The sequence below is a fragment of the Aeromonas sp. 603757 genome, from assembly GCF_049171255.1.
Taxonomy (GTDB): Bacteria; Pseudomonadota; Gammaproteobacteria; order Enterobacterales; family Aeromonadaceae; genus Aeromonas; species Aeromonas veronii_A.
This window is the reverse complement of the sequence record NZ_JAAKOE010000006.1, coordinates 1-17,272: the sequence shown is the minus strand read 5'-3', so window position 1 is coordinate 17,272 and position 17,272 is coordinate 1. Positions and strand designations below refer to the sequence as shown.

The 17,272-nt window shown below is 60.4% G+C and carries 14 protein-coding genes and 2 tRNA genes; 10 read left to right on the top strand and 6 right to left on the bottom strand.

What is annotated here, in order from left to right; translation table 11 throughout:
* Positions 1-8: 8 nt before the first annotated feature.
* The 5 genes from G5332_RS07480 to G5332_RS07460 all read right to left on the bottom strand — a co-directional run bounded on the left by G5332_RS07480 (position 9) and on the right by G5332_RS07460 (position 4,620).
* Positions 9-674 carry a GntR family transcriptional regulator gene (locus G5332_RS07480; protein ID WP_005340138.1) on the bottom strand — a complete coding sequence of 222 codons (666 nt, stop codon included), beginning with the start codon at positions 672-674 and terminating at the stop codon, positions 9-11.
* 192 nt (positions 675-866) lie between these two features.
* Positions 867-2,492, bottom strand: coding sequence for a phosphoenolpyruvate carboxykinase (ATP) (gene pckA / locus G5332_RS07475; protein ID WP_139405192.1), 1,626 nt, complete (start codon positions 2,490-2,492; stop codon positions 867-869).
* Positions 2,493-2,641: 149 nt separating this feature from the next.
* The gene (gene hslO / locus G5332_RS07470; protein WP_005340140.1) at positions 2,642-3,526 is read right to left on the bottom strand and encodes an Hsp33 family molecular chaperone HslO; all 885 of its coding nucleotides are present in this window, start codon (positions 3,524-3,526) and stop codon (positions 2,642-2,644) included.
* Between the two features lie 77 nt (positions 3,527-3,603).
* Positions 3,604-4,002 (bottom strand): ribosome-associated heat shock protein Hsp15, encoded by a 399-nt coding sequence (gene hslR, locus G5332_RS07465; RefSeq protein ID WP_270819384.1) that lies wholly within the window; start codon positions 4,000-4,002, stop codon positions 3,604-3,606.
* A 237-nt stretch (positions 4,003-4,239) separates the two neighbouring features.
* Positions 4,240-4,620, bottom strand: coding sequence for a hypothetical protein (locus G5332_RS07460; protein WP_421249471.1), 381 nt, complete (start codon positions 4,618-4,620; stop codon positions 4,240-4,242).
* A gap of 185 nt (positions 4,621-4,805) precedes the next feature.
* Here G5332_RS07460 and G5332_RS07455 point away from each other — a divergent pair, with 185 nt between their 5' ends.
* Positions 4,806-6,194 carry a bifunctional NUDIX hydrolase/phosphatase PAP2 family protein gene (locus tag G5332_RS07455; RefSeq protein WP_421311202.1) on the top strand — a complete coding sequence of 463 codons (1,389 nt, stop codon included), beginning with the start codon at positions 4,806-4,808 and terminating at the stop codon, positions 6,192-6,194.
* On the top strand, positions 6,191-7,282 hold the full coding sequence (ydiK, locus tag G5332_RS07450; RefSeq protein WP_216952793.1) for an AI-2E family transporter YdiK: 1,092 nt from the start codon (positions 6,191-6,193) through the stop codon (positions 7,280-7,282). The genes G5332_RS07455 and ydiK overlap by 4 nt, the downstream gene beginning before the upstream one ends.
* A gap of 104 nt (positions 7,283-7,386) precedes the next feature.
* On the opposite strand, the gene mutS is transcribed toward ydiK, so the two are convergent.
* Complete coding sequence (mutS, locus tag G5332_RS07445) at positions 7,387-9,978, bottom strand: DNA mismatch repair protein MutS (RefSeq protein ID WP_421172710.1); 2,592 nt, start codon at positions 9,976-9,978, stop codon at positions 7,387-7,389.
* Between the two features lie 250 nt (positions 9,979-10,228).
* On the opposite strand from mutS, the gene pncC reads away from it, so the two are divergent.
* From pncC to G5332_RS07405, 8 genes are all read left to right on the top strand, one after another.
* Positions 10,229-10,720 (top strand): nicotinamide-nucleotide amidase, encoded by a 492-nt coding sequence (gene pncC / locus G5332_RS07440; RefSeq protein WP_064338870.1) that lies wholly within the window; start codon positions 10,229-10,231, stop codon positions 10,718-10,720.
* 80 nt (positions 10,721-10,800) lie between these two features.
* Entirely contained in the window at positions 10,801-11,865 is a 1,065-nt protein-coding gene (gene recA, locus G5332_RS07435; RefSeq protein ID WP_005348744.1) for a recombinase RecA, read from the top strand.
* A 44-nt stretch (positions 11,866-11,909) separates the two neighbouring features.
* On the top strand, positions 11,910-12,419 hold the full coding sequence (locus G5332_RS07430; protein ID WP_201910943.1) for a regulatory protein RecX: 510 nt from the start codon (positions 11,910-11,912) through the stop codon (positions 12,417-12,419).
* A 295-nt stretch (positions 12,420-12,714) separates the two neighbouring features.
* Complete coding sequence (gene alaS, locus G5332_RS07425) at positions 12,715-15,339, top strand: alanine--tRNA ligase (RefSeq protein WP_040068996.1); 2,625 nt, start codon at positions 12,715-12,717, stop codon at positions 15,337-15,339.
* A gap of 16 nt (positions 15,340-15,355) precedes the next feature.
* On the top strand, positions 15,356-16,594 hold the full coding sequence (locus tag G5332_RS07420; protein WP_005336054.1) for an aspartate kinase: 1,239 nt from the start codon (positions 15,356-15,358) through the stop codon (positions 16,592-16,594).
* Positions 16,595-16,697: 103 nt separating this feature from the next.
* On the top strand, positions 16,698-16,886 hold the full coding sequence (gene csrA, locus G5332_RS07415) for a carbon storage regulator CsrA (RefSeq protein WP_005336053.1): 189 nt from the start codon (positions 16,698-16,700) through the stop codon (positions 16,884-16,886).
* A 213-nt stretch (positions 16,887-17,099) separates the two neighbouring features.
* Positions 17,100-17,192: transfer RNA gene (locus tag G5332_RS07410), tRNA-Ser, on the top strand.
* 3 nt (positions 17,193-17,195) lie between these two features.
* Positions 17,196-17,272 (top strand) — tRNA-Arg (locus tag G5332_RS07405).

Sequence of the window (17,272 nt, the reverse complement as noted above, 5' to 3'; positions counted from 1 at the left end):
ATGAGTGTTCAGTTTTTATGGCCGCTGGCCAGGATCCGCTTGATCGACTGACCTGCCGCTTCGATATGCTGCCTGAGCAGCACCACCGCCTCGTGCTTGCGCCGGGCGCGGCACAGTTCCAGCAATTGGGCGTGTTCACGCTCCGCCTTGTCCACCCCGTCGCTGGCAAAGAGCAGCTCGAAGCGGACATAGCGGTCACAGCTCAGATTGATCTGGGCGATCAGTTCAAGTGCCTGGGGGCGACCGGCTGCCTGATAGAGGGTGGCGTGAAAGCTGTGGTTCAACTCGGCCCAATGTTCGATCTGGGTGCCTGACTCCAGGGCGTGATCAAACTGGGCGAGGATCGCCTCCGCTTGCGCGAAGGTGGCTTCCGTCATCTTGTCGACGGCGTGAAACAGGGTATCGGCTTCCAGCAGCGCTCGCAAATAAAAGAGCTCTTCGATGGCCGAGGCGTCCAGCATGGTGACCACGGCGCCGCGATGGGCTTCGAACTTCACCAGCCCCTGCGCTTCCAGCTGCATCAGGGCTTCGCGCACCGGAATGCGGCTCACCGCCAGCTCTTTGGCAATGGCGTCCTGACGCAAGGGGGCGCCGGCGGGGAACTCCCCACGGAGGATCCGGCCACGGAGGTTTTCCATCACCATCTGGGTTCGGGTCTTGTAGGGTGGGGTCATGGTCGGGTCACGATTGGGCGTTACAAAATTGTATATTGTATAAAGTTTGGCTGAATCTACCCCGTCAGGGCTGGCAAGGCAAGGTTTAGGGGGCTGTTGCTGCGTGGTTGGCGGCGTTCGGGGCTCCACAAAAACAAAAATGCCGGTCAGCGTGGCTGACCGGCATGATGTCACTGATACGAAGCGAGCCTGTTACAGCTGCGGGCCTGCCGCAACCAGACGCTTGCCCTCTTCATTGTCGGTGAAGCGCTCGAAGTTCTTGATGAAACGCCCTGCCAGATCGACGGCCTTGGCATCCCACTCGGCCTTGTTGGCGTAAGTGTCGCGCGGGTCGAGGATCGCCGGGTTCACATCGTGCAGCGCGGTCGGGATCTCCAGATTGAAGATCGGCAGCACCTTGGTCTCGGCCTTCTCGATGGAGCCATCCAGGATGGCGTCGATGATGGCGCGGGTATCCTTGATGGAGATGCGCTTGCCGGTGCCATTCCAGCCGGTGTTGACCAGATAGGCTTCTGCACCTGCCGCTTCCATCCGTTTCACCAGCTCCTGGCCGTACTTGGTCGGATGCAGGGAGAGGAAGGCTGCGCCGAAGCAGGAGGAGAAGGTCGGGGTCGGCTCTGTGATGCCGCGCTCGGTACCGGCCAGTTTGGCGGTGAAGCCAGAGAGGAAGTGGTACTTGGTCTGCTCCTTGGTCAGCTTGGAGACCGGAGGCAGCACACCGAAGGCGTCGGCAGTCAGGAAGATCACCTTGGTGGCGTGACCTGCCTTGGAGACCGGCTTGACGATGTTGTCGATGTGATAGATGGGGTAGGAGACGCGGGTGTTCTCGGTCTTGGAGCCATCATCGAAGTCGATGGTGCCATCGGCAGCAACGGTCACGTTCTCCAGCAGCGCATCGCGGCGGATGGCGTGGTAGATATCCGGCTCGGCCTCTTCGGAGAGCTTGATGGTCTTGGCGTAGCAGCCACCTTCGAAGTTGAACACGCCGTGGTCATCCCAGCCGTGCTCGTCATCGCCGATCAGCTGACGCTTGGGATCGGTGGAGAGGGTGGTCTTGCCGGTGCCGGAGAGGCCGAAGAAGATGGCCACGTCGCCGTCCTGACCCACGTTGGCGGAGCAGTGCATGGAGGCAATGCCGCGCAGGGGCAGGAAGTAGTTCATCATGGAGAACATGCCCTTCTTCATCTCGCCACCGTACCAGGTGCCACCGATGAGCTGCATCTTCTCGGTCATGTTGAAGGCAACAAAGTTCTCGGAGTTGAGACCCTGCTCCTTCCAGTTCGGGTTGGTGCACTTGGCACCGTTCATCACCACGAAGTCAGGCTTGAAGGTTTTCAGCTCTTCATCACTCGGGCGGATGAACATGTTTTTCACGAAGTGTGCCTGCCAGGCCACCTCGGTGATGATGCGCACGGCCAGGCGGGTATCCGGGTTGGCACCGCAGAAACCGTCGACTACAAACAGGCGCTTGCCGGAGAGCTGTTTGGTGACCAGCCCTTTCAGATGTGACCACACTTCCGGGGTAATCGCTTTGTTATCGTTTTTACCCTGGTCAGACCACCATACAGTATCCTGGGTAGTGGCATCTTTGACGATATATTTATCTTTCGGGGAGCGACCGGTGAAGATACCGGTGTTGACGTTGACTGCGCCCAGCTCGGTCACCACACCGCGCTCGAACCCTTCCAGGTCAGGGCGTGTCTCTTCGGCGAAAAGCTGCTCGTAAGAGGGGTTGCGAACGATTTCTTGGCTGTTTTTGATGCCGTACTGGTCCAGTCCTAATTGTTGGGCCAGGGTGGGTTCTGCCACGATTGTCATTGTATTCTCCTGGGTTCAGAGGTTGGTAGGGTTCTATCTGACGGTCATCCTATCACTTAGGTGGTAGAGTTTAGCGATCGCCATCAAACTTTATAAAATAGGGTATTTTTTTGTTATTAAAGTTAAAGGCGGGTTTTGCCCGCCTTTAATTAGTGTAACTGGTTTGCATCATTGCCGGGAGCCCTGCTGAACAGGGTTTCGACATCGATCCCATTAAATTGGTACTGGGCGCCGCAATAATCACAGTGCATGTCGATCTTGCCGAGCTCCTGCACCATCTCCATGACCTCTTCCTTTTCTATCTGCAACAGGGCCCCTTCGCAGCGCTCGCGGGAGCAGGTGCAGCGGAACTCGACCGCCTGCGGATCGAACACCCGCACCTTGTCCTGATGGTAGAGACGGTAGAGGATCTCTTCTGCCTGCAGGCCGAACAGCTCTTCATCCTTGATGGTGCTGGTGAGCTGGGTCAGGTGATCGAAGTCGTTGCTGTGATCCTCGCTCTGGGCGGGCAGCTCCTGCAGCATGATGCCGGCAGCGCGCGGCGCACCTTCGTGGTAGCCGGTGCGGATCCACAGCTTGGTGGCCAGCTGTTCGGAGCGGGCAAAGTAGTGCTCCAGGCAGCCCGCCAGGGTGTCGGCATCCAGCGCGATGATGCCCTGATAGCGCTCGCCCTGCTCCGGGGTGATGGTGATGATCAGCTGGCCGTTGCCAATCAGGCTCTGCAGCTTGCCATCGCTCGGCAGCTCGCCTTCATAGCGGGCCACGCCGCGCAGCTGCTGGTTGTTGTCACCGTTGATCACGGCCAGACGCACCGGGCCATCGCCCTGCAGTTGCACTGTGATGGAGCCTTCAAACTTGAGGGTGGCGGTCAGCAGGCTGGTGGCGACCAGCAGCTCGCCCAGCAGTTTTTGCACCTGCACCGGGTAGTTCTGGGCTTCCACTACGTGGCGGTAGGTGTGATCCAGCTGGACCAGCTCGCCACGCACTTCGTACTCTTCAAACAGATAGCGATACAGCAGATCTTGGTTGCTCATCATGTATTCCTGGCTTTTCGGTGAGGTAAATCGGGCGGGCTGGGGTTGATGCCAGCCCGGTATCAAATCGGGGTCGGTCAGTACTGTTTGACCTTGAGCAACTGGCGTCGCTCCTGCTTGTCGGGGCGGCGCTCGGGGCTGGGGGCAAACTGGCTGTTGAAGCGGCGCGCCTCGCTGTTCTCGGCCCGTTTTTTCTGGCTCTCGGCGGTCTCTTCATAGAGCTGCTGGGCCAGCGGGGCCGATTTGCGCTGCTCGCTCAAGGCCAGCACCCGCACTTCGCGTTCGTCCTGCCCCTGCCAGAAGCGGATCAATGCACCCACTTCCACCTGTTTGCCCGGTTTGCTGCGCTGACCATTGTAGTGCACCTTGCCCCCGTCTATCTGATCCCGCGCAATGGAGCGGGTCTTGTAGAAACGGGCTGCCCACAACCACTTGTCGAGACGAACCTCAAGGGCACTTTCTGCATGATTGGGCATGAACAGGCTCCATAACGGGGAAAAGAGGTGGTCGATTATACCAGAGCACGGGGTCGGGATAGAAACCGGGCAGCCGCCGCGCGGGGCGCAAACCATGTCAAGGTGATGCAACATATGGGCAGTTTGCTGATTAACAAGGGAATGGCGCTGGTTTATAGGGTATCACCGGGGCGGGGAATGGGGTCATAGGGTACATATAATGCTGCCGCCCCTCTCTGGGGGCGGCAACTCGGCAACTCAGAAGTGATCGCGAGAGTCCGGTTTATTGCGGTCGTTCTGCCTTTCGCTGTGGGCGATGGCGGTACGGATGAGGTCAACCCCGGCGCGGATAATCAGCACCCCCATGTTGACCAGCTTGACGCAGACCCACATGAAGGTGATGAGCAGGATCAGCTTGAGCACGGTCTGGAACGCTTCCAGGAAGTTCTGCTCCAGCTGGGCGGTCAGGCCGTTGGCGCTGGTCATCAGCCAGGTGTAGACCTCGCGCACGAACGGGATGCGGCTTGGCATCTCCAGTACGTCCAGTGCCGCAGGCAGGGCCTGAAAGATAACGATGCTGCCGAACAGGATCAGGATGACACCGATGGCGATGCCGAGGAAAAAGCCGAACTGTCTCATGGAGGGCTCCAGCGTTTGCTGCATGAAATTGAAGATAGCCGCCAATAGTAGGGAGTGCCCTGCTTCATCGCAATCTTCCGTGCACCGCCAGCGCGGCGGGAACGGTGGCGATCCGGCCGCTACCGTTGCCCAACTATCTGATTTCTGGGAGGCTTGTCGCCATTGTGCATAGGGAAAGCAAATTGATGTCGAGAACCCTCTTTTTACTCTTGCTGGCGCTGTTTGCCGCTCTGCCAGCCCTGAGCGCCGAACCGGCGGCACCGACGGCAGCAGCCTGCGCCATCCGCCATCAGGATCAACTGCTGCTGGTGCAGGATCGCATCTCCTCCCGCTACAGCCTGAGCGGTGGCTATATAGATGGCGGCGAGAGCCCGCAGCAGGCGGCGCTGCGCGAACTCTATGAAGAAACCGGCTTGCGGGGGGAGGTGGTGCAGGAGTTGGGCCGCTGGCAGCGGGCGCTTATCTTCGCCTGCCGCACGCTGGAGCCTATCGTCGCCCAGCAAGATTCCGATTTTGTCTCGCTGCTGAAGGCCCCCAATCTGGGGGGAGAGATCCTTAACGCCCGGCTGATCGCCATCGACCAGCTTCCCCGCGAGCAGCGTCGCTTTCCGGATCAGCTCGACTGGCTGCAATCCCGACTGGATAAGGTGCCCGGGAGCGAGGTGCACTGGCAGGCCGATTTCGTGGCGCAGGGCAATGCGCTGCATCAGGTCGAGATCCCGCTGATGCTGAGCCTGCAACAGTGGCTGGGGCCCGATGTCTGGTGGCTGTCGGTCAGCAATCTGTTTGGTTCAGGCGGCTTTCAGCTTGCCCTGATACCTTTGCTGCTCCCGCTGCTGGGGTGGCCGCGACTGCGCCAGCTGCTGTTCGCCATGCTCTGGCTCGGCTTGCTGGTGCAGGCAAGCAAGGAGGGGATCGGCTGGCCGCGCCCCTTCCATCTGCAACCTGAACTGGCAACCCAGAGTGCCCAAGGCTTTGGCATGCCGAGCGGCCATACCGCCTCGGCCTTGCTGTTCTGGGGGGCGCTGCTTGGCTGGCTCTGGCCTGCCCGGCGCGGGCTGGCCTATTCGCTGGCGCTGCTGCTGGCGCTGACCACAGGTCTGGCGCGGGTCTGGCTCGGGGTGCACTTTATCTCTGACGTAGCGGCGGGGCTGCTGATGGGCGCCATACTGCTGGCTGCTTGTCCCTGCTGGCGTACCGATGGGGGTGGGGCAGGCTGGTTGCTGCTGATTGCCGCGGCGCTGGCGCTCGGGGGGCTGACCCAATCGGCCCATCTGACCGGTATCGGGCTGGTAGCGCTGGGCCTCTGGCTCGGGGGAAAGGCTGCCCTCGTTCGTGCTGGTTATCCCCCGCTGCTTACAGGGGGCGTCGTGCTGGCGGGCGGCTTGCTGATCGGTGCCGGCCTGTGGCTGTTGCCGCTGCTAACCAGTAGCTCGTTGATCATACTGCTCGGACAGTTTGTGCTCTTTTTCGGGCTGGGGCTCTGGTTGAGCGTCGGCCTCTGGTGGATACTCTCTCTCTTGAAACAAGACTCACGACCCAGGGGCGGACGCCCTGCAAGGGGAACTCTATGAATATGAAAAAAGTGGATTTGGCCAAGATAACCTTGGGGGTGCTGTTTCTCAGCCTCCTGATCATCTCCTGCTTTATGGTGCTGCGCCCCTTCCTGCCCGCACTGGTGTGGGCCACCATGATCACCATCGCTACCTGGCCACTGATGTTGATGGTGCAGCGGTTGCTGTGGGGCAAGCGTGCGCTGGCCGCTCTCTTTATGAGCCTGGTGCTATTGCTGATGTTTGTCATTCCGCTCTTTATGACACTGGCCAATGTGGCGGAGAAAGCCCCCATGCTGATCGAACTGGGGACCAATATCAGCCAGTCGCCTCCGCCCGAGCTGCTCTGGTTGCAGCAGATCCCGCTGGTGGGCGGCAAGCTCTATGACTTCTGGCAGCAAATTCTGGCGAGCGGTGGTCAGGTGCTGTTTGCCAAACTGGCGCCCTACTTCGGCCAGACGGCGCGCTGGCTGGCTGCTCAGGCCGGTAATCTGGGCATGCTGCTGGTCCACTTCCTGCTGACGGTCGGTATCTGTGGTCTGCTCTATCACTCCGGTGAAGTGGTGGCGACCGGCATTCGCCGCTTTGCCCACCGGCTGGCCGGGGATCGCGGTGACAATGCGACCGTGCTGGCTTCCCAGGCGATCCGCGCCGTGGCCATGGGGGTGGTGGTTACTGCGCTGGTGCAATCCTCGGTGGCCGGGGTGGGGCTGTGGATCGCTGGCATCCCCTACACCATGGTTCTGGTGGTGGTAATGTTCCTGCTCATCGTCGCCCAGATAGGTCCCTTTCCGGTGCTGATCTCCTGTGTCGGTTATCTCTACTGGAGCGGTGATACTACCTGGGGCACCTTCCTGCTGGTCTGGTCGCTGATCGCCGGCACAATGGACAACTTCCTGCGTCCCTTCCTGATCAAACGCGGTGCCAATCTGCCCCTCATTCTCATTCTGGTGGGGGTTATCGGCGGCCTGCTGGCGATGGGGATCATCGGTCTGTTTATCGGCCCCGTGGTGCTGGCTGTGGCTTATACCTTGCTGGATGCCTGGATCAAGGAGGGTGACCACCAGTCAGAGGCGACCCATATCGCGGCAGCGCCCAGTATAGATTGACGGTTCTATAAAAAGACGATGCAAAGAGCCGCCCGATGGGCGGCTCTTTTGTTGATGATGACAGCGTCAGGCCAGTTGTTTCATACCTGAGCCGCAGCGGTTGTTCACAGCATCTGCTTGAGGCGATAGAGCAGGTCCAGTGCCTGGCGCGGGGTGAGCTCGTCCGGGCGCAGCGCTTCCAGCTCTTCCACCACCGGATGAGGCTGCGGGGCGAGGGTCACCGGAGCCGGGCGGCTTTCACCGGCGGCGACCGGGGTGGCGCTCTCCAGCTCATGCAGTTTGTGACGGGCCTGCTGGATCACCGATTTCGGCACCCCGGCCAACGCTGCCACTTGCAGACCGTAGGAGCGGCTGGCCGCGCCTTCCTGCACCGCGTGCATAAAGGCGATGGTGTCGCCGTGTTCCACCGCATCGAGATGGACGTTGGCCAGCCCGCTCATCAGCTCCGGCAAGCGGGTCAGCTCGAAGTAGTGGGTGGCAAACAGGGTGTAGGCGCCAATCTTGCTCGCCAGCTGTTCGGCACAGGCCCACGCCAGCGAGAGGCCGTCGTAGGTGCTGGTGCCGCGGCCAATCTCGTCCATCAGCACCAGACTGCGGGCGGTGGCGTTGTTGAGGATATTGGCGGTCTCGGTCATCTCCACCATAAAGGTGGATCTTCCCGATGCCAGATCATCCGACGCTCCGATGCGGGTGAAGATGCGGTCGATGGGGCCGATGCGGGCGTTGTCGGCGGGCACGAAGGCACCGATATGAGCCAGCAGCACGATGAGCGCGGTCTGGCGCATATAGGTCGATTTACCGCCCATGTTGGGGCCTGTGATGATCAGCATCCGCCGCTCCCGCTCCAGCCGGATAGGGTTGGCGATAAAGGGATCTGTCATCACCTGCTCAACCACCGGATGGCGGCCCGCCTCGATGATGATCTGATCTTCGTCGATGAGGGTCGGGCAGCGATAGTCGAGGGTCTCGGCCCGCTCGGCCAGATTGGCCAGCACGTCCAGCTCCGCCAGTGCGGCGGCGGAATCCTGCAGATCGCCGAGGTGGGGCAGCAGAGTATCGAGCAGCTCTTCGTAGAGCCGTTTCTCCAGCGCCAGCGCCTGGGACTGGGCGGTGAGCACCTTGTCCTCGTACTTCTTCAGCTCATCGATGATGTAGCGTTCGTTGTTCTTGAGGGTCTGGCGGCGGATGTAGTGGGCCGGCACCAGATGGCTGTTGGCGCGGCTCACCTCGATATAGAAGCCGTGCACCTTGTTGTAACCCACCTTGAGGGTGTTGATGCCGGTCAGCAGCTTCTCCCGCTCCTCGATGCGGGCGAGGCTGGCGGTAGCGCCGTTGGCAAGATCCCGCAGCTCGTCCAGCTCCTGATTGAAGCCGTCACGGATAACACCGCCATCGCGGATCAGCACCGGCGGCACCTCCATCACCGCGCGTTCCAGCAGGTCGAGCAGCTCGGGGAAGGTGCTGGCCCGCTCGGCCAGCTGTTGCACCGCTTCGTGTTCGTTGTCCGCCAGCAGGCGCTGTAGCTCGGGCAGCTGGGCAAAAGCCTGCCGCAGCCGGGTGAGGTCGCGCGGGCGGGCCGAGCGCAGGGCGAGACGGGCCAGTACCCGTTCTACATCGCCGACTTGGCGAAGCAGACCGCCCAGCTCGTCGTAGAGGTTCTGCTCGATAAGCGTATGGATGGTGCTCTGGCGACCTTTCAGGATCACCCGATCGCGGATCGGCTGGTGGATCCAGCGCTTGAGCAGCCGGCTGCCCATGGGAGTGGCGGTGCGATCCAGCACCTCGGCCAGGGTATTTTCATAGCCACCGGCCAGATTCTGGGTCAGCTCCAGATTGCGGCGGGTGGCGGCATCCATGATGACCGCATGATCCGGCTGTTCAAGGCGTACGTTGCGGATGTGGGGCAGGGCGGTGCGCTGGGTATCCTTGACGTACTGCATCAGGCAGCCAGCGGCGCACAGGGCGGTCTCGCTTTTGTCGACGCCAAATCCCACCAGATCCTGGGTGCCGAACTGCTGGCAGAGCAGCTTGCGTGCGGTGCCCAGCTCAAACTCCCACTCCGGGCGACGACGCAGGCCGCGGCGACCCTCGATATGGTGCAGGAACTCGAAGGATTCCGGGTAGAGCAGCTCGGCCGGATTGGTGCGCTGCAGCTCAGCCAGCAGGGTCTCTTCTTTCTCGAACTGGTTGATGAAGAAGCGGCCGGAGCCGATGTCCATGGTGCCATAGCCGAAGCGGCGGCCATCGTGATAGACGGCGGCGATCAGGTTGTCCTGTCGCTCGCTGAGCAAAGCCTCGTCGGAGACGGTCCCCGGGGTGATGATGCGAATAACCTTGCGTTCCACCGGCCCCTTGCTGGTGGCGGGATCCCCCACCTGTTCGCAGATGGCGGCCGACTCGCCGAGCTGTACCAGCTTGGCCAGATAACCCTCGATGGCGTGATAGGGCACCCCCGCCATCGGGATGGGGCTGCCCGCCGACTGGCCACGTTTGGTCAGGGAGATATCGAGCAGTTGGGAGGCCTTGCGGGCATCGTCATAGAACAGCTCGTAGAAGTCGCCCATCCGGTAGAACAGCAGGATCTCCGGGTTCTCGGCCTTGAGGCCAAGGTACTGCTGCATCATGGGCGTGTGGGCGCTCAGATTGGCGCCGGGAGCGGAGCTTGTGGCGCCGCTGGCTTGGTGTTGTGCGGTCATGTTCTGTTCCAGAAGGGGCCTCTGCGGGCCAGTGTCTGCGGTGATGAGCCTTGAGCTTGATGACGCCATTCTACACATAAGCGCCGCGGCGGGGGAGCGGGTGTTCCGGGCGCAGCTGCTCTGCGCTATTGAAGGCATGACGCCGGTGCGGCACCTCACATTGCGGCAGGCAAGGGCGGTCTGCCGTGGTTGCGGGCGGCGCTAGCGGGATCGCATAATGTGCCTCTTGAGCGGATCAGAAGGAGTCGTGATGAAACTGGATGCAGAGATAGAGCACCTTGCCATCGAGCTGGGACGGGCCCTCGGTCAGCGGGGCTGGCTGGCTGCGACCGCCGAATCCTGTACCGGCGGCGGGGTGGCTACGGCTATTACCGACATCGCAGGTAGCTCCGGCTGGTTCGATCGTGGTTTTGTCACCTACACCAACGAGGCCAAGCAGCAGATGTTGGGGGTGAGCAGCGAGAGCCTGGATCAGCACGGTGCAGTGAGCGAGGCTGTGGTGCTGGAGATGGCCCGCGGCGCGCTGGCTCACTCGTCTGCCTCCATCAGCGTTGCTATCAGCGGCATCGCCGGCCCCGGCGGCGCCACCGAGGGCAAGCCGGTCGGCACCGTCTGGTTCGCCTGGGCCGACCGCAACGGTCGTCACCACTCCCTGCTCGCCCGCTTCGACGGGGATCGCCGACAGGTGCGCCAGCAGGCGGTGAGACAGGCCTTGTCGGGTCTGTTGGCCCTGCTCAGATAAATTGGGCTTGATACTGTATGAATAGACAGTATACTTAGCCCAACTTCACTTCTTACTCACGATTTCCAGCGGAGATTGGCATGGATCAGAACAAACAGAAGGCACTGGCGGCTGCGCTGGGTCAGATTGAAAAGCAGTTCGGCAAAGGTTCCATCATGCGTCTGGGCGACAGCAAGACCATGGATATCGAAGCCATCTCCACCGGTTCCCTCTCGCTGGACGTGGCGCTGGGCATTGGCGGTCTGCCGTGTGGCCGTATCGTCGAAATCTACGGCCCGGAATCTTCCGGTAAAACCACACTCACCCTGCAGGTGATCGCGGAAGCCCAGAAGAAGGGCAAAACCTGTGCCTTCGTCGATGCGGAACACGCCCTCGACCCTATCTATGCTGCCAAGCTGGGCGTCAACGTCGACGACTTGCTCATCTCTCAGCCGGATACCGGTGAACAGGCGCTGGAGATCTGCGACATGCTGGTTCGCTCCAATGCGGTTGACGTTATCATCGTCGACTCCGTGGCGGCCCTGACCCCGAAAGCGGAAATCGAAGGGGAGATGGGTGACTCCCACGTTGGTCTGCAGGCCCGTCTGATGTCCCAGGCGCTGCGCAAACTGACCGCCAACATCAAGAACGCCAACTGCCTGTGCATCTTCATCAACCAGATCCGGATGAAGATCGGCGTCATGTTCGGTAGCCCGGAGACCACCACAGGTGGTAACGCGCTCAAGTTCTACGCCTCCGTGCGTCTGGATATCCGTCGTATCGGCGCCATCAAGGAAGGCGACGAAGTGGTCGGTAACGAGACCCGCGTCAAAGTGGTCAAGAACAAGGTGGCCCCGCCCTTCAAGCAGGCTGAATTCCAGATCTTCTACGGTGCCGGTATCTCCAAAGAGGGCGAGCTGGTGGATCTCGGTGTCAAGCACAAGCTGATCGACAAGGCCGGCGCCTGGTACAGCTACAACGGCGAGAAGATCGGTCAGGGCAAGGCCAACGTGATGAAGCTGTTCGCCGAGAACAAGGTGATGGCTGGTGAAGTGGAGGCTCGTCTGCGCGAGCTGCTGCTCTCCGGTGCCGTGCCAGTCGATGACAAGGCTGCACCGGTTGAGGCAGACGAGTTCGATGCCGAAAGCGAACAAGAGTTCGAATAAGGAACAAAGGAAGGCCGGGTAGATACCCGGCCTTGTTATTTATGATGGTTGATGAATCCGTTACCGAACCGGTCGAGCCTGCCGAACCGACCTTTGCCGAGCAGCTGGCCGCTGCCCGTGCTTATGCCATGCGCAGTCTGGCCCGTCGCGAGAGTGCCGAGTCAGAGCTGGCCAACCGGCTGCGCCAGCAGGGCTTCAATGAAGAGGTGATCGAGGCGGTGGTCGACTACTGCCGCGGTTACAACTGGGTCAATGACGAACGTTACGGCGGTATGGCTGTACGGGCCGGTGCCGCCAAGGGCCATGGCCCCATCAAGATCCGTTTCGATCTGCGCCGCAAGGGGCTCGACGATATGCAGATTGATGCCGCATTCGATCAGCCGGAGCTGGACTGGTTCGAACTGGCGTTTGCCCTGCTCGAACGGCGCGCCCGGGTGGCCGATCTGGCCGATTTCAAGCTGCGAATGAAGTGGCTCAAATATCTGCTGGGGCGCGGCTTTACCCAGGATCAGGCACATTACGCTATCTCTGCCCTGCAGGAGCGGGAAGAGTAACGCCACTGCGTGGCAACAGTCGTTTCAGCTCTCCTTTTTGTATGTTTTTCCTGCCGGCTCAGTAGCTTGCGCGCACAATCCCGAAAAAGCAGCCTTTTGTTCATCTCATCTCTCTTTATGCGCTGCTTTTTTGCCTCTCGACAGTGAAAAAAGCCACTGTGAGCAGTGGCGCTCTTTTCTGGCCCGTTTATGTGCGCTTTTTCGCCCGTGGCGGCCCTGTCCGTTTTACTTTACCCCGCAGAAAACTTACATTAATGCGGTTAAAAGTCCGTATTCGAATCAAGCAGGATTTTCCATGTATATGTCCACGTCAGAGATTCGCGCTGCGTTTCTCGAGTATTTCCGTTCCCAGGGGCACCAGGTTGTCTCCTCCAGCTCGCTGGTACCGCATAACGACCCGACCCTGTTGTTTACCAACGCGGGTATGAACCAGTTCAAGGACGTGTTCCTTGGCGCAGACAAGCGTGCCTACAATCGCGCGACGACTTCCCAGCGTTGCGTGCGTGCCGGTGGTAAGCACAACGATCTGGAAAACGTCGGCTATACCGCTCGTCACCACACCTTCTTCGAAATGCTGGGCAACTTCAGCTTCGGCGACTACTTCAAACAGGATGCCATCAAGTTTGCATGGGGTTTCCTGACCGAGGTGCTGCAGCTGCCGAAAGAGCGCCTGCTGGTGACCGTCTACGCGACTGACGATGAAGCTTTCGACATCTGGGAAAAAGAGGTCGGTGTGCCGGCCGATCGCATCGTACGCATCGGTGACAACAAGGGGGCACCGTACGCTTCCGACAACTTCTGGGCGATGGGCGATACCGGTCCGTGCGGTCCCTGCACCGAGATCTTCTACGACCACGGCGATCACATCTGGGGTGGCCGTCCCGGCTCACCGGAAGAGGATGGCGACCGTTTCATCGAGATCTGGAACGTGGTGTTCATGCAGTTCAACCGTCAGGCTGACGGCACCATGGAGCCGCTGCCCCGTCCGTCCGTGGATACCGGCATGGGTCTGGAGCGTATCTCCGCCATCATGCAGGGTGTCCACTCCAACTATGAAATCGACATCTTCCAGGCGCTGATCAAGAAAGCGGCCGAGATTGTCGGCACCACCGATCTGAGCAACCAGTCCCTGCGCGTCATCGCTGACCACATCCGCTCCTGCGCCTTCCTAGTGGCAGATGGCGTGATGCCGTCCAACGAAGGTCGTGGCTATGTGTTGCGTCGCATCATCCGCCGCGCCGTGCGTCACGGTCGCAAGCTGGGCGCTACCGATGTCTTCTTCTACAAACTGGCTGCCGAGCTGGCGGTGCAGATGAAAGACGTCGCTGCCGAGCTGATCGCCCAGCTGCCGCTGGTCGAGCGAGTGCTGCGCATCGAAGAGGAGCAGTTCGTCCGCACGCTGGATCGCGGTCTGCTGCTGCTGGAAGATGCTCTGGCCAACCTGGGCGATGCCAAGGTTATTCCGGGCGAAGTGGTCTTCAAGCTCTACGACACTTACGGCTTCCCGGCCGACCTGACTGCCGACGTGGTGCGCGAGCGCGAGATCGGCATCGACGAAGAGGGCTTCAAGGCCGAGATGGAGAAGCAGCGTGCTCGTGCCAAGGAAGCCTCCAGCTTCGGCGTGAACTACAACGAGATGCTCAAGCTCGACTTCGAGACCCCCTTCACCGGTTACAAGACCCTGACCGAGCGTACCCGCGTGGTCGGTATCTACAAGGGTGTGGAAGAGGTGAGCGGTCTCATCGCCGGTGACGAAGCTGTCATCGTGCTGGAAGAGACCCCTTTCTACGCCGAGTCCGGCGGCCAGATTGGCGACAGCGGTACCCTGAAAGTGGACGACGGCATCTTTGCCGTGACTGATACCCTGAAAGCGGGCAAGGCGATCATCCACAAGGGTTATATGGAGTTGGGCACCCTGGAGAAAGGGGCCGAGGTTGAGGCCGTGGTAGACGCTGACCGTCGTCAGGCCATCGCCCTGAACCACTCCGTGACTCACCTGCTGCACGCAGCTCTGCGTCAGGCTCTGGGCGAGCACGTCACCCAGAAAGGTTCTCTGGTTGGAGCCGAGCGCATGCGTTTCGACTTCTCCCACTTCGAGGGGCTGACCATGGCGACCATTCGCCGGGTCGAGGAGCTGGTCAACAACCAGATCCGCGCCAACCACGAAATCACCACCCAGCTGATGGATCTGGAAGCGGCCAAGTCCGCCGGTGCCATGGCTCTGTTTGGTGAAAAATATGAAGACGACGTGCGCGTGGTGCGCATGGGCGACTACTCCACCGAGCTGTGCGGCGGTACTCACGCCAAGCGTACCGGTGATATCGGCTTCTTCAAGATCATCGCCGAGAGCGGTATTGCTGCTGGCGTGCGCCGTATCGAAGCGGTGACCGGCAAAGCGGCCATCGACTTCATGCACCAGGTTGGCGAGCAGATCGAAGAGGCTGCTGCCCTGGTGAAAGGCGACCAGTTCTGCATCGCCGACAAGGTTCGCCAGATGCTGGACAAGGCCAAGATGATGGAGCGCGAGCTGGAGCAGCTCAAGGCCAAGCTGGCCGCTCAGGCCGGTAACGACCTGCTGGGTCAGGTGATCGAGATCAACGGTCAGAAGGTGCTGGTTGCAGCGCTGGAAGGGGCCGATCCGAAATCTCTGCGCGGCATGCTGGACGAGCTTAAGAACCAGATGAAGTCCGGTGTCGTATTGCTGGCGACCTGTGCCGACGGCAAGGTCAATCTGATCGCGGGTGTCACCAATGACCTGACCGGCAAGGTCAAGGCCGGTGAGCTGGTCAATTTGGTGGCCCAGCAGGTGGGTGGCAAGGGCGGTGGCCGTCCGGACATGGCACAGGCGGGTGGTACCCAGCCTGAGGCGGTGCCGGCAGCGCTGCAATCCGTTCACTCCTGGCTGGAAGAGCGCCTGTAATCGGGCGAGGTGATCTGTGGCACTCTATGTACAGAAGTACGGCGGCACCTCGGTCGGCACACTGGAGCGGATCGAGGCGGTAGCTGAGCGGGTCGAGCAGACCCGCGCCCAGGGACACGACGTGGTGGTGGTTGTCTCCGCCATGTCGGGCGAAACCAACCGGTTGCTGGGCATGGCCCAGCAGCTGGATCCTGATGCCAACCGGCGCGAGATGGATGTGCTGGTCTCCACCGGTGAGCAGGTCACCATAGCGCTGCTGGCCATCGCGTTGAACAAACGCGGTTGCCCGGCAGTCTCGATGACCGGTGATCAGGTGCGGATTCATACCGATTCCGCCTATGGCAAGGCGCGCATCACCCACATCGACACCGAGCTGGTTCATGCCGAACTGGCTGCGGGCAAGGTGGTGGTGATCGCCGGTTTCCAGGGCCGTGACGAGCATAACGCTATCACGACCCTAGGCCGCGGCGGTTCGGATACCACGGCGGTTGCCGTGGCGGCGGCCATCAAGGCCGATGAGTGCCAGATCTTTACCGATGTGGATGGGGTCTATACCACGGATCCGCGCATCGAGCCCAAGGCGCGCCGTCTCGATACCATCACCTTCGAGGAGATGCTGGAGATGGCCAGTCTCGGCGCCAAGGTGCTGCAGATCCGCTCGGTGGAGTTTGCGGGCAAGTACCGCGTCCCGCTGCGGGTGCTGTCGAGCTTTATCGATGGAGAGGGAACCTTAATCACATATGGAGGTGATAGGATGGAAGCTCCCCTGGTATCCGGGATCGCTTTTAACCGCAACGAGGCCAGCCTGACCATTCTGGGCGTGCCGGACAGACCAACCGTTGCCGCGCAGATCCTGAATCCGATCAGCGACGCCAACATTGATGTCGACATGATTGTGCAGAACACCCTGGGAGATGGCACCGCCGACTTCACCTTCACGGTGAATCGTGACGACTATCGCCGCGCCCGGGCACTGCTGGAGGAGACCGCCACCGAACTTGGCGCCTCCTGCGTGCAGGGAAATGGCGAAATTGCCAAGGTTTCCATTGTCGGTGTCGGCATGTGGAACCATCCCGGTGTTGCGCGCACCATGTTCAAGGTATTGGGCGAGGAGGGGATCAACATGCAGTTGATCTCGACCTCTGAAATCAAAATCTCTGTGGTGATTGACGAGAAGTATCTGGAGTTGGCGGTGCGAGCCCTGCACGCGGCTTTCGGGTTGGATCAGGCACCGCAAGAGCAGCCCTTGGGCTAACAATCTCTGATTGATTTAGTTTCAACCATTTACCATATCGGTATCTTTGTTAGATAATGTCGCATATCGATATAAAAACAAAACAGGATACAGGAGCAAGCGAATGCTTATTTTGACTCGTCGTGTTGGGGAAACCCTGATGATTGGTGATGAAGTAACTGTCACCGTACTGGGCGTTAAAGGCAACCAGGTCCGTATCGGTGTTAACGCGCCGAAAGAGGTCTCCGTACACCGCGAAGAGATCTACCAGCGCATCCAGGCCGAGAAAGTTCCGGGCCAACCGGGCTTCTAAGCCACTTTCATGGCTGTGACAAGGCGACACCTCATGTGTCGCCTTTTGTTTTTCCGGCCCCCTGAAATTGCCCTGCAGGGCGCGAAACTGCGGGATAAGTGCCGATATTGTTTGAATATTCCACGCTTTGACCAAATGCTGAGCGAACGCACTTTTTTCTCCAAAAAAGTGTTTGACTAAAAATCCCTGTGAAGTATTATCAGCCCCGCAAACGGAGAGGTGGCCGAGAGGCTGAAGGCGCTCCCCTGCTAAGGGAGTATGCGGCTTATACCCGCATCGGGGGTTCGAATCCCCCCTTCTCCGCCATTTGCGCCCGTAGCTCAGCTGGATAGAGTACCTGGCTACGAACCAGGTGGTCAGAGGTTCGAATCCTCTCGGGCGCACCA